Origin of the sequence: Vibrio floridensis (genome assembly GCF_021852965.1) — a bacterium.
Taxonomy (GTDB): Bacteria; Pseudomonadota; Gammaproteobacteria; order Enterobacterales; family Vibrionaceae; genus Vibrio; species Vibrio floridensis.
This window is the reverse complement of the sequence record NZ_JAKGCY010000001.1, coordinates 873,105-890,437: the sequence shown is the minus strand read 5'-3', so window position 1 is coordinate 890,437 and position 17,333 is coordinate 873,105. Positions and strand designations below refer to the sequence as shown.

The window sequence follows — 17,333 nt, the reverse complement described above, 5'->3', positions numbered from 1 at the left end:
TTCTGGGCGAAAAAGTACAAAAAGCAGCGCGGTATATCTGGTATACCTCGCTGTTTTTAGGTGCTTTAATTTATTGGATAGCGCGTTTAATACAATCGGCTAAGAACTCGTGAAACTTGTGCCCGTTGTGTTGTAGCATTTTCGGAAACATTGAAATTTTTGTCATACCGGGGAAAGTGTTTACCTCGTTTAGATAAATATCACCTTCTTTCGTTAAGAAGAAATCGATTCGAGACAAATGACGAAGGTTCATTTGGCGAAACACTTTTTCACTGTATTCTCTAATGGAGTTCTGTTGAGCTTGAGTGAGGTTTTTGGCTTCAACTTCGGTAATTGAGTGGCTGCCTGCACTGTATTTTTCATCATAAGAATAGAATGCCCCGTCGGGGGCAATGATTTCGCCTGGCTTTGAAATATGCAGCTCACCGTTCATTTCATAGGCAGACACTTCCAGCTCTCTAGGTCTTACTGCTTTCTCTACCAACACTTGGTGTGAATATCCAAATGCATCATCAATAGCTTTATCAAGTTGCGATTTGCAAGTGACACTGTAACACCCTACTGATGACCCCTGCCTTGCTGCTTTTACAAAAACCTTTCCCCAATTATCAAACGCTTGGGAACATCGTTCATGTGCCTGTTGGTCGTTGTTCGTTAAGAATAGATAAGGAGTATTAGGGATACCTATCGCGTCATACCAAAGCTTTGATGTAATTTTGTTGAAGCTATTGCTACTCGCTTCTGGGCCACAGCCAAGATAAGGAATACCCGCAAGCTCAAACATCGACTGAATATCCCCTGTTTCACCGGGAAATCCGTGGATGCAAGGCACGATAAAGTCGACCTGTATTGAAAGATCAGATTCATCACTCTTAATGCACTTGGTGTGTATGTCGAGATATACGGCTTGGTTGTTTGTATCAAACCAACCGCTTTGCTCAATGACAACTTTATGTACGGTAACATTTTCAATAAGTCTGAGTTGCTGTTCTAAGAACTCTGACGACAGCAGTGAAATTTCGTGTTCCGAGGAACCGCCACCGCAAAGAAGTAATACATTTTTCATCATTAGAATATATTTCCGTGATTAAGAGACACGACTTTCTCAATGATAACCATATCGTCTCTCTCGTACAGTCATTTGTGGGTAAAAAGTGTTTTTCACTCGTTGGATGCTTAATTGTTGCGCAAAAAACAGAAGGAGCACAAGGCTCCTTCAAACATTGAATTTAGCGATTAGTTTAGCTTGTTGAGAGTTGGGTACTCTGAATTCTTAATCGCATCGATGCTTTTAACAAATGGCTGTAGCTCTTTGAACTCTTGCGGTAACGCAGAGATGGCTTTTTTCGCTTCAGTGCTGGTAGCAAAATCGCCATACAAAACGGTGAACCACTTAGTTCCGTTGACCACTTTGTAGTTTTCCCAAACTGGCTGTCCATCTTTAGGTAGCCTGGAAGCAAAGTAATCTACTTTGGCCTGTGTACCGACAGCAACAACTTGCACCGTGTAACCAAACCTCTGTAATTGTTCTTGTTGTTTCTTCGATGGCGGCACTATCTTAACCGATTTGGTATCAGATTGAGGGCTGAGCTTAACCACTTTCTTTTCTTCGACTTGTGGTTCCATTTTAACAACAGGTGTCGAAATCGTGGTCTCTTGAACGGTTTCTTCTTTGGCCATTAACGGTTCTGGAATCGGGTCTATCTTGAACTCTTCACGATGACTTTCCGTTGTGACATTTGCGACATAATTATCTGACGCACAAGCCGAGAGCAAAACAGAGAGAGTGATAATTGCAACTTTCTTCATGGGATTTGACCATTTCTTAAAATTTATATCGAATCATGCCGATAGCTATGCCTAGAATCAAGCTTAGATATCAATAAACTGCCTTGAACATGTGACTTAATACACAATCTATCGACAGCGCGCTCTTTTAATAAGCATAGCGCTAATTATAGACATTTCACCGATTAAGTTTTTGTTTATGATGTAATCATTAGTTGGAGCTGTATGCGTCGGGAGAAGATTGGTGAATAAGTTACAGAAACTCTTTAAACCGGCTTCCATAGCCGTGGTTGGTGCGTCACAGCGTCACTTGAGTGCGGGCAATATCGTCATGAGGAACTTACTTCAAGGTGGCTTTGAAGGTGCGATTATGCCCGTGACACCTAAGTATAAATCTGTCTCCGGTGTACTAGCCTATCCTTCCTTGGATAAGTTGCCTTTGGTCCCTGATATTGCAATTGTTTGTACAAGATCCGAACGCAACGTGGAAATATTCGAGCAACTTGCGATTCTCGGCACAGAGTTCGTCATTGTACTGGCCTCTGATACTGACTATTTACACGGTGAAGCCGAAAGTGTGGCAGAAGCATGTGTTTCCATCGCACGTGCTAATGGCATGAGGATACTTGGGCCGAATAGTTTAGGGTTGATTCTTCCTTGGCATAAATTTAATGCCTCTTTTTCTCCTGTCAATGCCAAGCCTGGAAAGATAGCGTTTATATCTCAGTCAGCAGCAGTCTGTACGACAGTTCTTGACTGGGCAAATGACAAAGAAATTGGCTTTTCGGCGTTTGTCTCTGTTGGTAATGGTTTAGATATCGACTTCGATGAGCTCTTGGATTATCTCTGTACCGACAGCAAAACCGATGCCATTTTGCTCTATGTCGATTCGATTTCAGATGCACGACGATTTATGTCAGCTGCGCGTGCAGCGTCACGAAACCGACGTATTCTTGTTTTAAAAGGTGGGCGTTCGATCTCTGGCCGTAAGGCGCTTAAAAAAGTGGGATTTGACACACTCGATATTGTTTATGATTCGGCTATCAGACGTTCTGGAATGCTGCGTGTACACAACACTCATGAACTGTTTGCCGCTGTAGAAACTTTAACCCACTCTGTACCCCTTAGAGGCGAACGGCTTGCCATTGTCACTAATGGTGCCGGCCCTGCCCTGATGGCAGTCGATACGCTATTCGATAGAGGTGGCCAGTTGGCAAACTTGTCTTTGGAAACCATCGATGCGTTATCGTCTCAGCTTCCTGAAAGTTGGTCACGTGACAACCCAATAGACATCGTTGGCGACGCAGATAAAGAGCGCTATGTTAAAACCATCAACACGTTGCTTGATAGCGATTGTGCAGACGCGATATTGATTATGCATAGTCCCTCTGCTGTCTCTGATTCCGTTGAAACAGCGCAGGCGATCGTTGATGCGATCAAGGCGCACCCTCGCCACAAACGTTTTAATATTTTGACCAACTGGTCTGGCGAACAAACAGCGAAACCCGCTCGAATGATCCTCACCAAGGCAGGCATTCCGACCTACCGTACTCCAGAAAGCGCTGTGGTTGCCTTCATGCACCTTGTTGAGTACCGACGAAACCAGAAGCAATTGATGGAAACTCCGACCACCGCCGAACCTCTTCATGTCTCTGATGTTAACACAGCGCGCGAATGGGTCGCTCAACAACTTAAGAACTCACAGCAAGTTCATTTAGATACTCATCAACTAGGCAACTTGCTGAAGTTATTCAATTTTGATGTGCTTCCGACTTGGATCGCCAGTGACACTGTCGAAGCTGTTCATATTGCAGAGCAAATTGGTTACCCTGTAGCGGTCAAACTTCGTTCACCCGATATTGCTCACAAGTCTGATGTGCAAGGTGTGATGCTTAACTTGCGCAATAGCCAAGAAGTCTCTTCGGCTGCTAATGCGATTCTCGATCGCACCAAATTGGCCTATCCAAGCGCACATATCCACGGCCTGCTTGTTCAGGGAATGGCAAAACTTGCTGGTGGTGAGGAGATCCGAATCAAGGTCATCACTGATAAAGTGTTTGGCCCAGTGATTTTGTTAGGCCAAGGCGGGTCGGAATGGAGCGAAGCCCGCGACGCTTCTGCGGCATTACCCCCACTCAACATGACGTTGGCTCGCTATCTCATTGTTCGAGCCATTAAAGAAGGACACATTCGGCTACAAAAATTACCCGAACCTATGGATGTGTTAGGACTGGCTAAGTTCTTGGTAAAAATATCTCAAATGGTCGTTGAACTGCCACAAATTAAAGAGCTGGATATCCATCCAGTATTGGCAAATGGTGAGCACTTTACCATTTTAGACGCGGATCTCACGCTAGAGGATTACAAAGGAAATGGCCAAGAACGGTTAGCTATCCGCCCTTTCCCAGCTGAGTTTGTCGAAACAATGCAACTTAAGGATGGCGAACACATACTGCTTCGCCCAATCTTGCCAGAAGATGAGCCAGCTCACGCTGAGTTCATTAACAACGTCTCCAAAGAGGATCTCTACAAACGCTTTTTTAGTGATGTGGGCGAGTTTAACCATGAGGCTTTAGCCAATCTGACACAGATTGACTACGACAGAGAAATGGCCTTTGTTGCCGTCTCCTTCTCTACGGGCGAAGCCAAAATTATTGGGGTTGCTCGTGCGCTGATTAATCCTGAGAACACGGAAGCTGAATTTGCGATCCTGATTCGTTCTGATCTCAAAGGCAAAGGGCTTGGGAAAGTATTAATGAACAAGATTATTGATTATTGCCGCAAAAAAGGAACTCAGCGGATGACGGGAATGACCATGCCAACCAACCGTGGAATGCTCACGTTGGCTCAAAAACTTGGATTCTCACTAGACGTGCAGTTTGAAGATGGTGTCGCGGATATGGTCTTACTATTAAATCCATAAGTCGTTGATTAAATGGTAGAGGATGCTTGGGCTGGTGATGAACCAGCCCAAATCTCAAAGTTAGATATAAGCGTAATTGGAGTGATTATCAAAGGTTAAATGGACTTTATTTGAGTTTCCAGTTCTTCTTAATGTACTGAATGCACCAAGATTTTGCTTCGCCCATTTGATTTCGTTTCCATGCGAGGATCACTTCCAAAGGTTGCGGTATAACGCCTTCGATGGCCTTTAACTGACCCTTTTCAATGAGTATTTGTGCAACGTCCGTTGGTAACGTGCCGATACCAAGCCCAGCGACTAATGCATCCACCTTGGCTTGCAAATTGGTGACCGTTAGTCTTGGCTGCCTTTGTACAATGTTTACTGTTATTGCGGGTTGCTCACGCGCAGTGTCCGCAATGGCGATGATTCGGTACTTTTCCCTTGCCAAGTCGTCAAACTCGCCCACACGCTTATGCACATAGTGACTTGGTGCAGCAACCCACGTCATACTCATTTTGCCAATCGTTTCTGCTTTAACATCGTGTGGCAACACTTCCATTCTTGGACAAATAAGCAGATCGGCTCTTCCTGTCTGCAGAGATTCCCAGCAACCTGCTAAAATTTCTTCTTGAAGCCTTACTCTGGTTTTACTGACGTTACTGAGAGCATCAACCAGAGGGAAAAAATGGTGAATACCAATGATCCCATCATAGGCAATCGCAATATCGAGTTCCCAACCATTGGCGAGCAATGTCGCATCGTTTACTAATTTTTCTGTGGCCGTCAGAATTGCCCGACCACGGTCGAGAATCAGCCTGCCTGCATCGGTAAAACTGGCCTTATGTCCCGAGCGATCGAAAATCATAATATCAAGATCTTGTTCAAGTTTTTGGATCTGATAACTCAAAGATGAAGGCGCACGATCAAGTTCATTAGCGGCGGCCGCGAAGCTCCCTCTTCTATCAATCGCATCAAGTATATGAAGTGCTTCTAACGTAATGGGGCTTTGCACATTTAATCCTTTTAGTGATCTTTGTCACATATGTGAATTTTGTAAAACCAGTAGATACTTCGTTCTAACTCAAAATATCTCGTTGAATAATATTGCCTTTTCGTGGAAAAGAAAATCCATCTAACCAAAGTGTTAGTTTAAAATAAAGGTGCAAATGATAGTAATTATCACTCGCATAAAATAGAATTGCCGCGATGATTAGCCTGCTAAGGATTTAAAAGGTAGTAAAAATGTACAACAGAACGTTTCTTTCAGCCTCAATATTATTCGTTCTTTCTACTCCGCTTCAAGCGCAAGAAGTGGGTTTGTTCGATGAAGTCGTTGTTTCTGCAACAAGGACAGAACAGAGCAAGCAAGATGTTTCTTCTTCTATCGAGACGGTTTCATCTGACGACATCGACGCTCAGTTAGCCAAAAACCTACACGATGCGCTTATTTACACTCCCGGCGTGAATGTAACGACATCGAGTCGATTTGGCATTTCAGGGTTCAATATTCGTGGGATGGAAGGTAGCCGAGTAAAAGTCGTTGTGGACGGAGTATCACAAGTGACTCCTTTCAACCCAGGCGCAAACGTTCAAGCTATTTATCCAAATACTGTTGAATTAGATACGCTTACTTCAATTGAAATCAATAAAGGTGCATCTTCTACCCTATACGGTTCTGATGCGCTCGGTGGAACCGTTGTACTCCGTACCAAGCAGCCTGCTGATGTATTAGATGAAGGTGATGGCACGCATTTCGGTATTAAATCCAGCTATTTCTCAGCCGATACACAATTTAAGAACACCCTTACGTGGGCAATGAGAAAAGGCATATTCGAAACGATAGTCATTGGCACATACGCAGATGGTAACGAGCAGAAAACGTACTCAGATGATGCGGACATCGATGGCCCAATGCGTGGAACAGCAAACCCGGCTGATAAAAAGTTATCAAATATTCTGGCGAAAGCGTTTGTTGATATTGGAGATCACAATCGCGTGGGCGTTGTGTATGAACAATATAAACATGAATACAACGAAGATAATCGATATGGCAACTACACGATGAGTTATGGCCCCATGCCCGTTGCTACGTATTCAAATTCACACAACAATGATGAGGCAACTCGCCGTCGTGTTGGCTTAACATATGACTTTCATGGCAATGCCGTCGTGTTTGACTCATTGAATGCCGCACTTAACTACCAAGAAAGCGAATCAATTAACGGTAACTTCTCCCACGTAACAGATCATTCAGGAATGGTAGGTTACAACGGAGACAGAACACGTGAGCGCTCGGCAAAAGAAGAAACACTGCAGTTTGATACGCAATTTGACAAACTTTTAGTGCTCGATGGTTCGACACATGAAATTACGTACGGTTTGAACTACCAACATACCGACTTTTCAATAGACAATGTCGATTATCTTCATGACAACAACACATCTAAACCGGCTAAAACGACGGTTCCCAACGCAAAAACGGTAAAAAAAGGCGTTTTCTTCCAAGACAATGCATTTTTGTTGGAGGAGTCTCTTATTGTTAATGCTGGCGTACGATACGACTCGTTTGAAACAACACCAGAGTATTCCGCTACAGCAACGACAAAGCGTGAGAAAAACAGCAGTGACGCCCTTACAGGTAAGCTCGGTGCCGTTTATCACTACAACGGCAACATCAGTAACTTTGCGCAAGTTAGTCAAGGATTTAAAGCTCCAACCGTTGAACAACTCTATTATGAGTACAATACAGGAGCGGATTTTGTCCCAAATCCAGATTTGAAAGCGGAGCGTAGTACCTCTTATGAAATTGGCCTACGATCTAAAAATCGTTGGGCTCGTATTGAACTTGTTGGTTTTGTTAACCAGTACAAAGATTTTATTGATGAACAAGATCTAGAGCGCATCGACCCAAACAAAAAGCGTTTTACGATCGTAAACCGAGATCGTGTTGAAATTAAGGGTCTAGAGCTTAGTTCCGATATTTTACTGGATGACGCCATTAATGCTCCAAAAGGCCTGTACAGCAAGCTCTCCATTGCGTATGCCAAAGGAAAAGATAAAGATACCGGGAATGCACTCGATTCCGTTGCACCGCTAACAGCGGTATTGGGCTTGGGCTACCACAATCAAGAACTGAAATTTGGTGGCCTTGCCAATCTTACTCTTGTGGATAAAAAAGATGATTGGTCTAAAGAAGATGCATTTGATAGTGCAGGATATGGAGTTGTCGATATTTCGGCATACTATACACCGCTGAAAGATCTAACGCTAAGAGCAGGTATCAATAACCTTTTCGATAAAGAATACTGGTCATATCAAGATGTTAGAAACATTACAACCACGACTAACAAAGACTTTTTGTCGCAACCAGGTCGAAATTGGTCTGTTAGTGTTGACTACAAGTTCTAGCCTACAATAAAAACAAAAGCCAGCAACTGCTGGCTTTTTAAGTTTCATTCAAAATGTAAAAACAAAAAGAAAAGATGAATGATAACTTATTGTTTTGTCATTTCTTTTTTTACCATTACTGCAGAGGCAACGATAAAAGTAACGATCAAAGCAAGTTCCATGGGATCCTCGGTGTAAAACAAATTTTTTGTTACGAAATAAAGCCAAGTAAGTGTAACAGTTCATTAGCATTATGCTAGATATTTACGCAAAACTTGCGGTATTTCCGATTTGGATCAAAGTTTATTCCGAAGTAACCTCGTCTGATGAGTGTTCAATGTGCTCTGCTCCAATCAGTATCGCTCTCCCCTTACCCAACTTTTTCGCTTTGTACATTGCGGTGTCGGCGCTTTTTAAAATACGTTCAATATCTGTTTCAGATTGCCCAACTAACTTCACGCCAATACTGCATCCAACGCTCATTATCTGATTTTGATACTCGATAGGTTTCTTTATGCTCTCTAGGATGCGCTCACTGAGTACGGTGACCGAATGAATGTCTGCGCGTTTTATGAGCAAAACGAATTCATCTCCCGCGAGCCTAACAACCAAATCATCACTTCTCACCTCATTTAACAGCCTTTTTGATACCACCTTAAGCACTTCATCACCAGCATCATGGCCAAAAGTATCATTGACGTATTTGAATCCGTCTAAGTCCATGTAGAAAATAGAGAAGTCGTTGTTTGAGTAACTGCCGCGTTTTAATAGTTGCTCAAGTTCTGAGTTGAGTTTGGAACGGTTTGCCAAACCAGTAAGGGCATCGTGATGGGCAAGATACTCCAATCTCTCCATCTCTTTCGTTCCAGAGAGATCAGTGAAAATAATCACCATATCAAAAGCATCATTGTTTCCTACTTTCTTGGTCATTCGACTAATTTTCACGAAAAGTGGGATAAAATTGCCGTTACAGTGCTTCTCTAGAATCTCTCCTTGCCATTGCCCGTAATGTTCCACTGATTCATAAATCGTTGGCATGAGTTTGTGGGTTTCGTGCCAATCTATCGCTTTGAGGAGCGGCTGCCCAACGAGTTTCTCTTCCGTGTAACCGAGCATACGAGTTAGCGCCGCGTTCGTCATACTTATTGAGCCTAAGCTGTCAACCACCAGTAGGCCGTCTTGACTGTTCTCAAAGACATCTGCGGCGATTCGTTGTCTGTTGATGGCTTGTTGAATTTCCGTGATGTCCTCGATAGAAACTATGAGCAATGGATGGCTGTTTAACTTGGTTGTCGAAACCCTCAGAACTATTCTTTGTTGATCCTTCAACTGACTCTCGGCAACCAGATCGGAAAGGTTCTCACTGAAAGACAAAATTCTAGAGAGTGAATAGGGTTCTTTGAACTGCATGAGATCAACCAGATTGTTGCTTGCTATCTCTGATCGAGTACGTTGTAAAAGTGTGCTGGCGGCGATGTTATGACGCAGAATCTCCCCTTTGTTGTTAACGAGCAGTAAAGCATTTGGACTCCCCTCAATCACATCATTTGCTAAAGTTATTTCTTGTTCTAAATGACGAAGTGTATGAGATATCTGATTTTCTTTATAAGCTAACTGAGCACTCAAATGATCAAAGGCAGAGAGCAAGATCCCGAATTCATCGTTTGATTTTGCAGTGAGTTTGTTATTTTTAACCCTACCCTCGACCATTTCTTGTACGCTGATGTGAAGTTGATAGATACGATCTAGGACAATACGTTGAATCATCCAGCCGATGAGTAAGCAGCAAGTCAACATGACAATGACGGCAAGTGCGCTGCTTTGGATAATTTGAACCTGTAACTTCTCGAGATTGTGTGAATGCAGGGCCACCGTTAGTACACCAAGCGTTTTTTCTTCCGAAGCAATATCTTGTTCTATGGTCATTGTTTGGAACAAAGCGAAGGGGCTGTATTCCAGTTGTTGACGCAGAGCTTTTAGGTAACCATTCTCATTGGCTTGGAAATGAAAGATCAACCTTTTGTCTGGACTTTCTAATTTGACCTGATAGACGAAGGGATTCACTGTGTAAATCGAGAGTAACTCATTGATCGATGCCATATCGTTGACTAGTATCGTGTCATCAAGCTGTGCAGAAGTGGACTGCACTAGAAGAGCAATTTGCTGAGACTGATGTTCAAACTCTAACTGTGTGCTTTTCCACATCTGAACCACTTGTGTAAAAGCAAATAGCAAAGTGCCAGCGAGCAGAGTTGGTAACAGTAACTTGTATTTAATGGATAAACCTTTGGAAGGAAACATCAAAGGCCTCCCTGTGTAGAAAGCCGCCTTAAACTTGGCTCAAAACAACAAAAAAGAGACCTAGACAACGGTAATGTACTGAACAAACGCGAATAAATTCTCATAGAGCGCTATCGACTGTTATTCTTTTCGTTATAGATTATGGCGAATATCCCCTACTTTCATCCATCATCGTGGTGGCTTAAGTAAAGGATGAGGCTGATCACTGTCATACCGAGTGTTTTCAGCCAACTTAGGTAAGTTACTAGCAAGGATGGTTTAAAGAATAGTGAATAAACAAAGAGTGACTCTAAATTGCGACATGGGCGAAAGCTTTGGCAATTGGAAGATGGGATCCGACGAAATGGTGATGCCTTGGATTGACATGGCAAACATTGCTTGCGGCTTTCACGCATCAGATCCTTCCGTTATGTCTAAAACCGTGGCATTGGCAAAGCATTACAATGTCGAAGTGGGGGCGCATCCTGGCTATCAAGATCTTGTGGGCTTTGGTCGTCGTAGCCTCCCTCATACGCCTGCACAAGTAACGGAATTAGTGCTCTATCAAGTCGGTGCTTTAAAAGCGTTTTGTCAATATCGTGACGTTAAACTCCACTACGTAAAACCTCATGGTGCGCTTTACAATGACATGATGGACAGTGAAGAAACCTTTCGAGCTATATGCGAGGCGGTGTCTGTATTTGGTATTCCATTGATGATTTTGGCAACGTCAGACAATCAGCGTTATCTTGACATCGCCGACATCTATGATGTCCCACTACTGTTTGAAGCATTTGCCGATCGCCAGTACGACGATGATGGCAAACTGACGCCTCGCTCTTTACCTAACGCTGTGTTTCACCAAGCTGATGATATTTATAATCAGGCTCTGCAAATTGCGTCCTATGGCTGTGTCAATACTCGTAATGGTGGTCGGCTAGCGATTGAAGCCGATACTATCTGTGTGCACGGTGACAACCCTGAGTCCATCGCACTTGTTCAACGAATTAGCCAAGCTATCTCTCGGCTTTAAGGAGTCACTTTGCCACATCATAGGTTTACTATTACCCCTGTTGCTGAATGTGCACTTATGATTCACTTTGATGAAAACTTCATAGAAGCTGACATTGGCAAATATGCTGGGGCTATCGGCCTTCATCTGCAAAGCTCAGTAATGAACGTCGTCCCAGCCTATCACACCATACTGGTGGAATATCTTCCCTTTCGATTGAATGAAGCCGCTATCGTTAGGCAACTTCATGCGTTGTTGACAGAGCAAGTGAAAATGGAATTAGAAACAAAGCCGATCCGCCACCTGATCCCTGTTTACTATGCAGCCGAAACCGCTCTTGATCTCGTGAGATTTCAGGAAAATGGAATTGATCTCGAACAGCTGATTGACTTGCACTCTCAAACTGACTATGAAGTCTCTGCTGTGGGATTTACTCCCGGTTTCGCGTTTCTTTCTGGTGTTGATAGCCGTTTGTCGCTCCCAAGACTGGCTTCACCAAGGGTAAAAGTTCCCAAAGGAAGTGTCGCTATTGCAGAGACGAAAACGGCAATCTATCCGAGTGATAGCCCCGGAGGATGGAATATCATAGGCCGAACGCCAAGTGAAGTTTATCAACCCAATCAGCAGCCTATTACCCTCTTCTCCATCGGTGACATTGTCACCTTTAAGCCAATTGCAAAAGATGAATTTCTGCATTTAGGAGGCACTCTATGAGCCAAGGATCCCTTCGAGTGATTAAGGCTGGCCCACTAAGTTTAGTGCAGGATTTCGGACGCTTTGGGTTAGCTCATGTTGGTATTACACAAGGCGGTCCGGTAGACGATTATGCATACAGTTGGTCAAACTATTTGCTGGAAAACCCCGTCAATCTTACCTCAATTGAGATCACATTGGGCCAAACGGTGTTCGAAGTATTGGCTGATTGCCATCTTTCCATTTGTGGCGGAGACTTAACGGCTTGCCTTAATGGTGCCTCGTTAAACAACTGGAGTGACTTCGTTGCCAAGCAAGGCGACATTTTATCGTTTGGTTTACCGAGAAATGGTCTTAGGGCTTATTTATCCGTTAAAGGGGGCTTCGATGTTCCTTTGCATCTTGGCAGCAGCAGTGCCGTGAGTCGAGATCATTTGGGCGGATTGAGTCAAGATGGTTCAGTGCTACAAGCGAACGACATGCTCTTCTTCACCTCGCATCCTCTACCCAAGAGCAAACCGCGCGCGCTGACGTTCCGCTTTAAACCAGATTACAACCTTCCTTTGAAACTTCGAGTGATCGAGGGATTTCAAGCGCAGGATTTTGATCCTAACGAACGCGAGCGTCTATACCAAATCCGTTTTGAAGTCGATACAAACTCCAACCGTATGGGCTATCGGCTGAACCAAGGTAAAATCATTCCTCCATACAGTGGCATTTTGTCAGAAGGCATTACACTAGGGGCAATTCAGGTCCCCCCAAGTGGACATCCTATTGTTCTACTTAACGATCGGCAGACCATTGGTGGGTATCCCAAAATCGGTTGTGTTGCGCGAATCGACATACCGCGCCTTGCACAAGCTAAACCGGGTCAAGAAGTGCGTTTTGTGAAAGGAGATCGCGAAGGATTGCAAGATGTGTGGTGTCAGTGGGCAAGATTTTTCGGTTATTAGTTTATGTGCGTCAACCATCGCTTAGGTCTAAGGCATCACTAATATCGTTGTTTCGACAACGAAAAATAACTTACCCACTTCTCTTCTTTTTTATTTGTGAGAGGCTGATTTGCGAAACAAAGCCTCTCCCGTTGTCTTAGCCAACGCAATGGGATAGTCACGCATTTCTGCCAACATAATCGCTCTCTGTTCCACTTCATCCGCACTTAATGATTGTGTCACTGGGTGCTGCGCTTCGATGTCATTTGAAATAGGCAGCTCGAACCAGTGTTCAAGGGTTTTCTGAGCGGCTTGCAGAGCGGAAGAGGCTTTGACAATTTCAATGCACGCATAATTGTTAGTTGAAAACGCAACATCTGCCGCACGCAATGTGACGTCATTGCCTGGAATTTGCTGAGCACCGAACAGGGCTTTACCCGCTGCGTGAGCAGCGTGAAAGTCGGGGATAAACTGCGCCATGTGCTCGATTGCTCCTTGGGTTCTCGCGTTCAATACATCCTCATCCCAACCTTGTTGAATCTTTTTCATGTACTGCAATGGCAAACGAGGCTGTGAAGATTGATGATTACTACTTACCAATCCATCTTCAAATAAGGTGATCTCTTGAGTCATACCGTGCAGTTGGAAAATGCCATCAGCGTAAGGGGTTAATTGTGCCATACCCTGAGGTGTGCCACGTGGGCCGTGAAAAATGACTTCCGGCCACTCTTCGGAACATTGCGCCCAACGGGTGACGTAGGCCGCTTTAAACTCAACGAGTCGTTGTGTTTGCACACCTACACGGTCGTCAACGGTTCCCGTTTCGAACCCGCAAGCATTCACCAAGTAATCAGCGAAAATTGGCGATTCCTGTTCTGATACATTAAGTGACCATTGTCTGCCATCCCAACTAGCACTTTGTAATTCGGTATTGCAAAGCACTTTTGTTGAGGGAAATTGCTCCAAAGCCAAGCTGGCAATCGCAGAAAGCCTGAAAACGCTCCAACCAAACTCTTGAACCATCACCACTGGATACTTTAATTGATTTAAATTGGCATGGCGAGCAAATGGAATGACCCATTCATCCATTGTAGAGGGATGAGTAGGTTGAACTCGCTGGGTAAGCAACTCAAGGTCAGCTTGAGTATACAACTTGTAATAATGGTCAGGGTGCCCGAGCACTTGATTTCTGGGTTCTTGCTCGACTAGGGCTTTGTAAGTTTTAGCAATGGCCTCGAGACGCGTCAACAAATCCTCTGGCTGCCCTTCATCTGTCTTTGGTATCGCAATGACGGTAGGACGAATGTTGATGCTACTTGGGAACAAGCGAACACTGTCTATAGATTGTTTGAGCAGCTCGATACACTGCTCTGTCGAAATCTCTCTATATAAGTTTCCACCAGCGTGCAGATGGCAAATGGGAGGGCCGTTCACCAGTGACGGGCCTTTTTCAAGCAAGGTCACTTTAAAACCGAGCTCAGAAAAGTGTATTGCGGCCGTTGCTCCTGCAACACCACCACCAACGACAGCAATGTGTACACCATCGACACGTGAGTTTAACTTATTCATTTTTCAACTATCACTATGAATTCTGACGTCAGATTCTACCCGTGTTCAAGCGTGAATAAAATCACAAATTCCCTGCGGTTACTGGCACTTGACGGCTTTTTATTCGTTTTAGCTCAATTCAAACGCATGCTATAAATTTATCAAAAAAAGCTTGACGAGATTATGTCGACAACACGCTTTTACTTAAATGTGAATAACCCAAATGCGCTAACTCAAGTGGTTCAATGACTCTGCTTGATTTGCACTATTTTGGCCGTTTACTTATCCCAAAAGTTATCCACTGATTTTGTGGATAACTGGGACAAAAGCCATATCAACCTAGGAATATGCATTGTTGACAGGTGTCAATAACTTCTTGATTAAACTTGCAACAACGCCAAAGAGCGTGATGAGAGCAACGGTTGGTAACATAAGCCATAGTTGCGGGTGCCACTGTGTCGTCAGCTCAAAACCAAATCGCATCACACCGGCAACAGCGAGCTCTGCGCCAAAAGTAGCGACAATGCTCGCAATGAATGCCATTAGGCCAAATTCGGCCCAAATGGTTTGCGTGACACGCTTTTTAGACGCACCTAAGGTTCGATATAGGCGAATCTCTTGTTGCCTTTGCGATAAGCTCAGTCGAAGTAGCGTAAAGATGAGCATTAGGCCTGCTATTACACCGAGCACCGCAAGAATTGAAATAGACCAAACGATTTGCTCAATCAAGCTTTGTATCTTGGTCGCCATGGTACGGATATCTAACACAGTGACGGTGGGATGTGCACGCGACAACTGGTTCAATACACTCACCTGCTGCTCTTCAATTCGATAACTCACCAAATACGAACCAGGCATGGATGCCATCACATCGTTAGAAAATATAAAATAGAAATTGGGTTTCATGTCGCGCCACTCTACTTTGCGAATGGTGTTCACCGTCGCTTTGAAGGTTTGGCTACTTATAACAAAAGTGAGTTCGTCACCAATTTTTATGCCCATTTCGTTTGCCACTTCAGACTCGACCGATACAGCAAGCTTAGGGACCCATGAGCCTTCGATAACTTGGTTATAACTCGGTAGTTGATCAGACCACGTCAAACTGAGCTCTCGGCTCACTGCATCACTGCGATCGCGCCCTTCATTGTCTTTGGATTCGCTGACATCAACGCCATTTATTTCCGTGAAACGTCCACGGATGATTGGAAAAGCATCTGAACGAGGAATTTGGCTCTGATCTAACGACGCCAGATATGCCTCTTTTTCGTAGTCTGCAATGTTCAAAGCAAACACATTGGGCGCGTCTGCAGGTAGTGTTCTTTGCCAATCGAGCAGCAAATCCGTTCGTACTAACCAAATGATCGCCAATAACATCAGGGACAATGCCAAAGCCCCTAATTGCAAACCACTGCTCAATGCTGAGCGATTGATTCGGCTCAAGGCGAGTTTAACGGGAGTAGTGAGTGGAAAACGTGTCAATAGACGACTCAATCCCAAACCGATGAGTGCGAGTACAACAAAGAGCGTCACCATCGAAACCAGCACCACCCAAACCATCACATTGTTGTAGTAGTTAACCAGCATAGGAACAATAGGAACAAACACTAACGTGAGGCTACGCCAGTTCCGATTTATTGTGTCATCATTATCTTGCATTACACTCACGGCTGATGTTCTGAGCAATGTGGAGAGTGGAATGCCAAGCGCAGGTATCGCGATACATGATGCTGTTGCCAACGAAACGATAAAAGGCTCCACGCCAAAACTCGGCAACGGATCTGGTAGCAAATCTTTCAGTGGAACTCTTAATAATTGTTCTAAACCTAAACCAATGACGATGCCAATGACTGAAGCGATAACGAAGAGAATCGTCAGTTGAATCGCCAACCAACGTACAATCCAAGCTCGTCGCGCACCAATACTTTTAAGCATCGCGATGGTTTGCTTACGCGTGACAACGTAATTTTGACAAGTTAAAACCAGGGTTGTTGCGGCCATAATGATGACGATCGCTACCGTCAGTGACAAATACTGACTGGTGCGCTCAAACACCTCGCTGCTTCTGTCTGCATTTTCTTGATCTCGCCAACGATCACTCGGTGTGAGGTTCACACTGTCTTTAATGGGTTGTAAATGGCTCTTTTCTCCCGTCAGATAAAGACGGTACTGTACTCGACTACCAATTTGAACTGCGCCTGTTTTTTCAACATCCTCTAGATGGATGTAAACAGCGGGCATTTGCTGAAATGGGTTAAAGCTTAGTCCTGGCTCGGATTCGATAAAACCGGTAACAGAAAAATTTGCATCACCAATTGTGACATTGTCACCTAAATTAACGTCAAGACGCTCTTTCACTCGAGCATCAAGCCATAACTCTCCGGGCGCAACTTGCGTTTCAATGCCACTACTGCCCGCTAAGCGCAGTTCACCCAGCAGCGGATAATTGGACTCCACCGCTTTCACCGTCACTAATTGCATTTCGTTTTCGCTAAACGCCATGGTCGCAAAACGCGTCATTCGTGATGTGTTAACCGCTTCGCCTTGCGCCGCCACTGCGGACTGCAACGTCGGCGGCAAAGGATTGGCTGAAACAAACACGGTATCGGCGGTTAAGGCATCTTTCCCTTGTTTTACAATCACCTGCTCCATGCGAGTTGCCAGCGCTGATAATGCGAACACAGACGAGATGATCAAAACCAGTGCCACACTAATCGGCCATAAGTTCCCGTGTCGGATTTCCTCTAAACTCCATTGTGTCAAACGACGATTAAGTGTCATTTTCCCCATC

Annotated in this window: 11 protein-coding genes; 5 read left to right on the top strand and 6 right to left on the bottom strand. The window is 44.3% G+C overall.

All coding sequences use genetic code 11. The features are described 5' to 3' along the window. Positions 1-70 precede the first annotated feature (70 nt). Both LZU85_RS03700 and LZU85_RS03695 read right to left on the bottom strand, forming a co-directional pair. Positions 71-1,069, bottom strand: coding sequence for a D-alanine--D-alanine ligase (locus tag LZU85_RS03700; RefSeq protein WP_176299055.1), 999 nt, complete (start codon positions 1,067-1,069; stop codon positions 71-73). Positions 1,070-1,236: 167 nt separating this feature from the next. Next, positions 1,237-1,809 (bottom strand): SPOR domain-containing protein, encoded by a 573-nt coding sequence (locus LZU85_RS03695; protein ID WP_176299056.1) that lies wholly within the window; start codon positions 1,807-1,809, stop codon positions 1,237-1,239. A gap of 223 nt (positions 1,810-2,032) precedes the next feature. Between LZU85_RS03695 and LZU85_RS03690 the strand changes: the two genes are divergently transcribed. Then, positions 2,033-4,711, top strand: coding sequence for a bifunctional acetate--CoA ligase family protein/GNAT family N-acetyltransferase (locus LZU85_RS03690; RefSeq protein WP_237286411.1), 2,679 nt, complete (start codon positions 2,033-2,035; stop codon positions 4,709-4,711). Positions 4,712-4,817: 106 nt separating this feature from the next. Here the strand turns inward: LZU85_RS03690 and LZU85_RS03685 are convergent, their stop codons facing one another. Further along, the gene (locus tag LZU85_RS03685) at positions 4,818-5,705 is read right to left on the bottom strand and encodes a LysR substrate-binding domain-containing protein (RefSeq protein ID WP_237286410.1); all 888 of its coding nucleotides are present in this window, start codon (positions 5,703-5,705) and stop codon (positions 4,818-4,820) included. A 230-nt stretch (positions 5,706-5,935) separates the two neighbouring features. Here LZU85_RS03685 and LZU85_RS03680 point away from each other — a divergent pair, with 230 nt between their 5' ends. After that, a complete protein-coding gene (locus LZU85_RS03680; protein ID WP_237286409.1) occupies positions 5,936-8,101 on the top strand; it encodes a TonB-dependent hemoglobin/transferrin/lactoferrin family receptor in 2,166 nt (721 codons plus the stop codon). Positions 8,102-8,383: 282 nt separating this feature from the next. On the opposite strand, the gene LZU85_RS03675 is transcribed toward LZU85_RS03680, so the two are convergent. Continuing rightward, on the bottom strand, positions 8,384-10,381 hold the full coding sequence (locus tag LZU85_RS03675) for a diguanylate cyclase domain-containing protein (RefSeq protein WP_237286408.1): 1,998 nt from the start codon (positions 10,379-10,381) through the stop codon (positions 8,384-8,386). A 268-nt stretch (positions 10,382-10,649) separates the two neighbouring features. Here LZU85_RS03675 and LZU85_RS03670 point away from each other — a divergent pair, with 268 nt between their 5' ends. From LZU85_RS03670 to LZU85_RS03660, 3 genes are read left to right on the top strand one after another with little or no spacing between them, the layout of a single operon-like run. Next, positions 10,650-11,393, top strand: a complete 744-nt coding sequence (locus LZU85_RS03670; protein ID WP_336886267.1) for a 5-oxoprolinase subunit PxpA — start codon at positions 10,650-10,652, stop codon at positions 11,391-11,393. Between the two features lie 57 nt (positions 11,394-11,450). Further along, positions 11,451-12,086, top strand: a complete 636-nt coding sequence (locus LZU85_RS03665) for a 5-oxoprolinase subunit B family protein (protein ID WP_419795951.1) — start codon at positions 11,451-11,453, stop codon at positions 12,084-12,086. After that, positions 12,083-13,018 carry a 5-oxoprolinase subunit C family protein gene (locus LZU85_RS03660; RefSeq protein WP_237286407.1) on the top strand — a complete coding sequence of 312 codons (936 nt, stop codon included), beginning with the start codon at positions 12,083-12,085 and terminating at the stop codon, positions 13,016-13,018. The genes LZU85_RS03665 and LZU85_RS03660 overlap by 4 nt, the downstream gene beginning before the upstream one ends. A 90-nt stretch (positions 13,019-13,108) precedes the next feature. Here LZU85_RS03660 and LZU85_RS03655 read toward each other — a convergent pair whose 3' ends face one another. Continuing rightward, positions 13,109-14,566 (bottom strand): FAD-dependent oxidoreductase, encoded by a 1,458-nt coding sequence (locus LZU85_RS03655; RefSeq protein WP_237286406.1) that lies wholly within the window; start codon positions 14,564-14,566, stop codon positions 13,109-13,111. A gap of 318 nt (positions 14,567-14,884) precedes the next feature. Further along, positions 14,885-17,332: an ABC transporter permease gene (locus LZU85_RS03650; protein ID WP_237286405.1), complete on the bottom strand. Its 2,448-nt coding sequence runs from the start codon at positions 17,330-17,332 to the stop codon at positions 14,885-14,887. Between the last annotated feature and the right edge of the window lies 1 nt (position 17,333).

Coding starts and splice junctions, on each gene's coding strand:
- LZU85_RS03700 (WP_176299055.1), bottom strand. CDS start 1,069: ATGATGAAAAATGTATTACTTCTTTGCGGTGGCGGTTCCTCGGAACAC.
- LZU85_RS03695 (WP_176299056.1), bottom strand. CDS start 1,809: ATGAAGAAAGTTGCAATTATCACTCTCTCTGTTTTGCTCTCGGCTTGT.
- LZU85_RS03680 (WP_237286409.1), top strand. CDS start 5,936: ATGTACAACAGAACGTTTCTTTCAGCCTCAATATTATTCGTTCTTTCT.
- LZU85_RS03675 (WP_237286408.1), bottom strand. CDS start 10,381: ATGTTTCCTTCCAAAGGTTTATCCATTAAATACAAGTTACTGTTACCA.
- LZU85_RS03665 (WP_419795951.1), top strand. CDS start 11,451: ATGATTCACTTTGATGAAAACTTCATAGAAGCTGACATTGGCAAATAT.
- LZU85_RS03660 (WP_237286407.1), top strand. CDS start 12,083: ATGAGCCAAGGATCCCTTCGAGTGATTAAGGCTGGCCCACTAAGTTTA.
- LZU85_RS03655 (WP_237286406.1), bottom strand. CDS start 14,566: ATGAATAAGTTAAACTCACGTGTCGATGGTGTACACATTGCTGTCGTT.
- LZU85_RS03650 (WP_237286405.1), bottom strand. CDS start 17,332: ATGGGGAAAATGACACTTAATCGTCGTTTGACACAATGGAGTTTAGAG.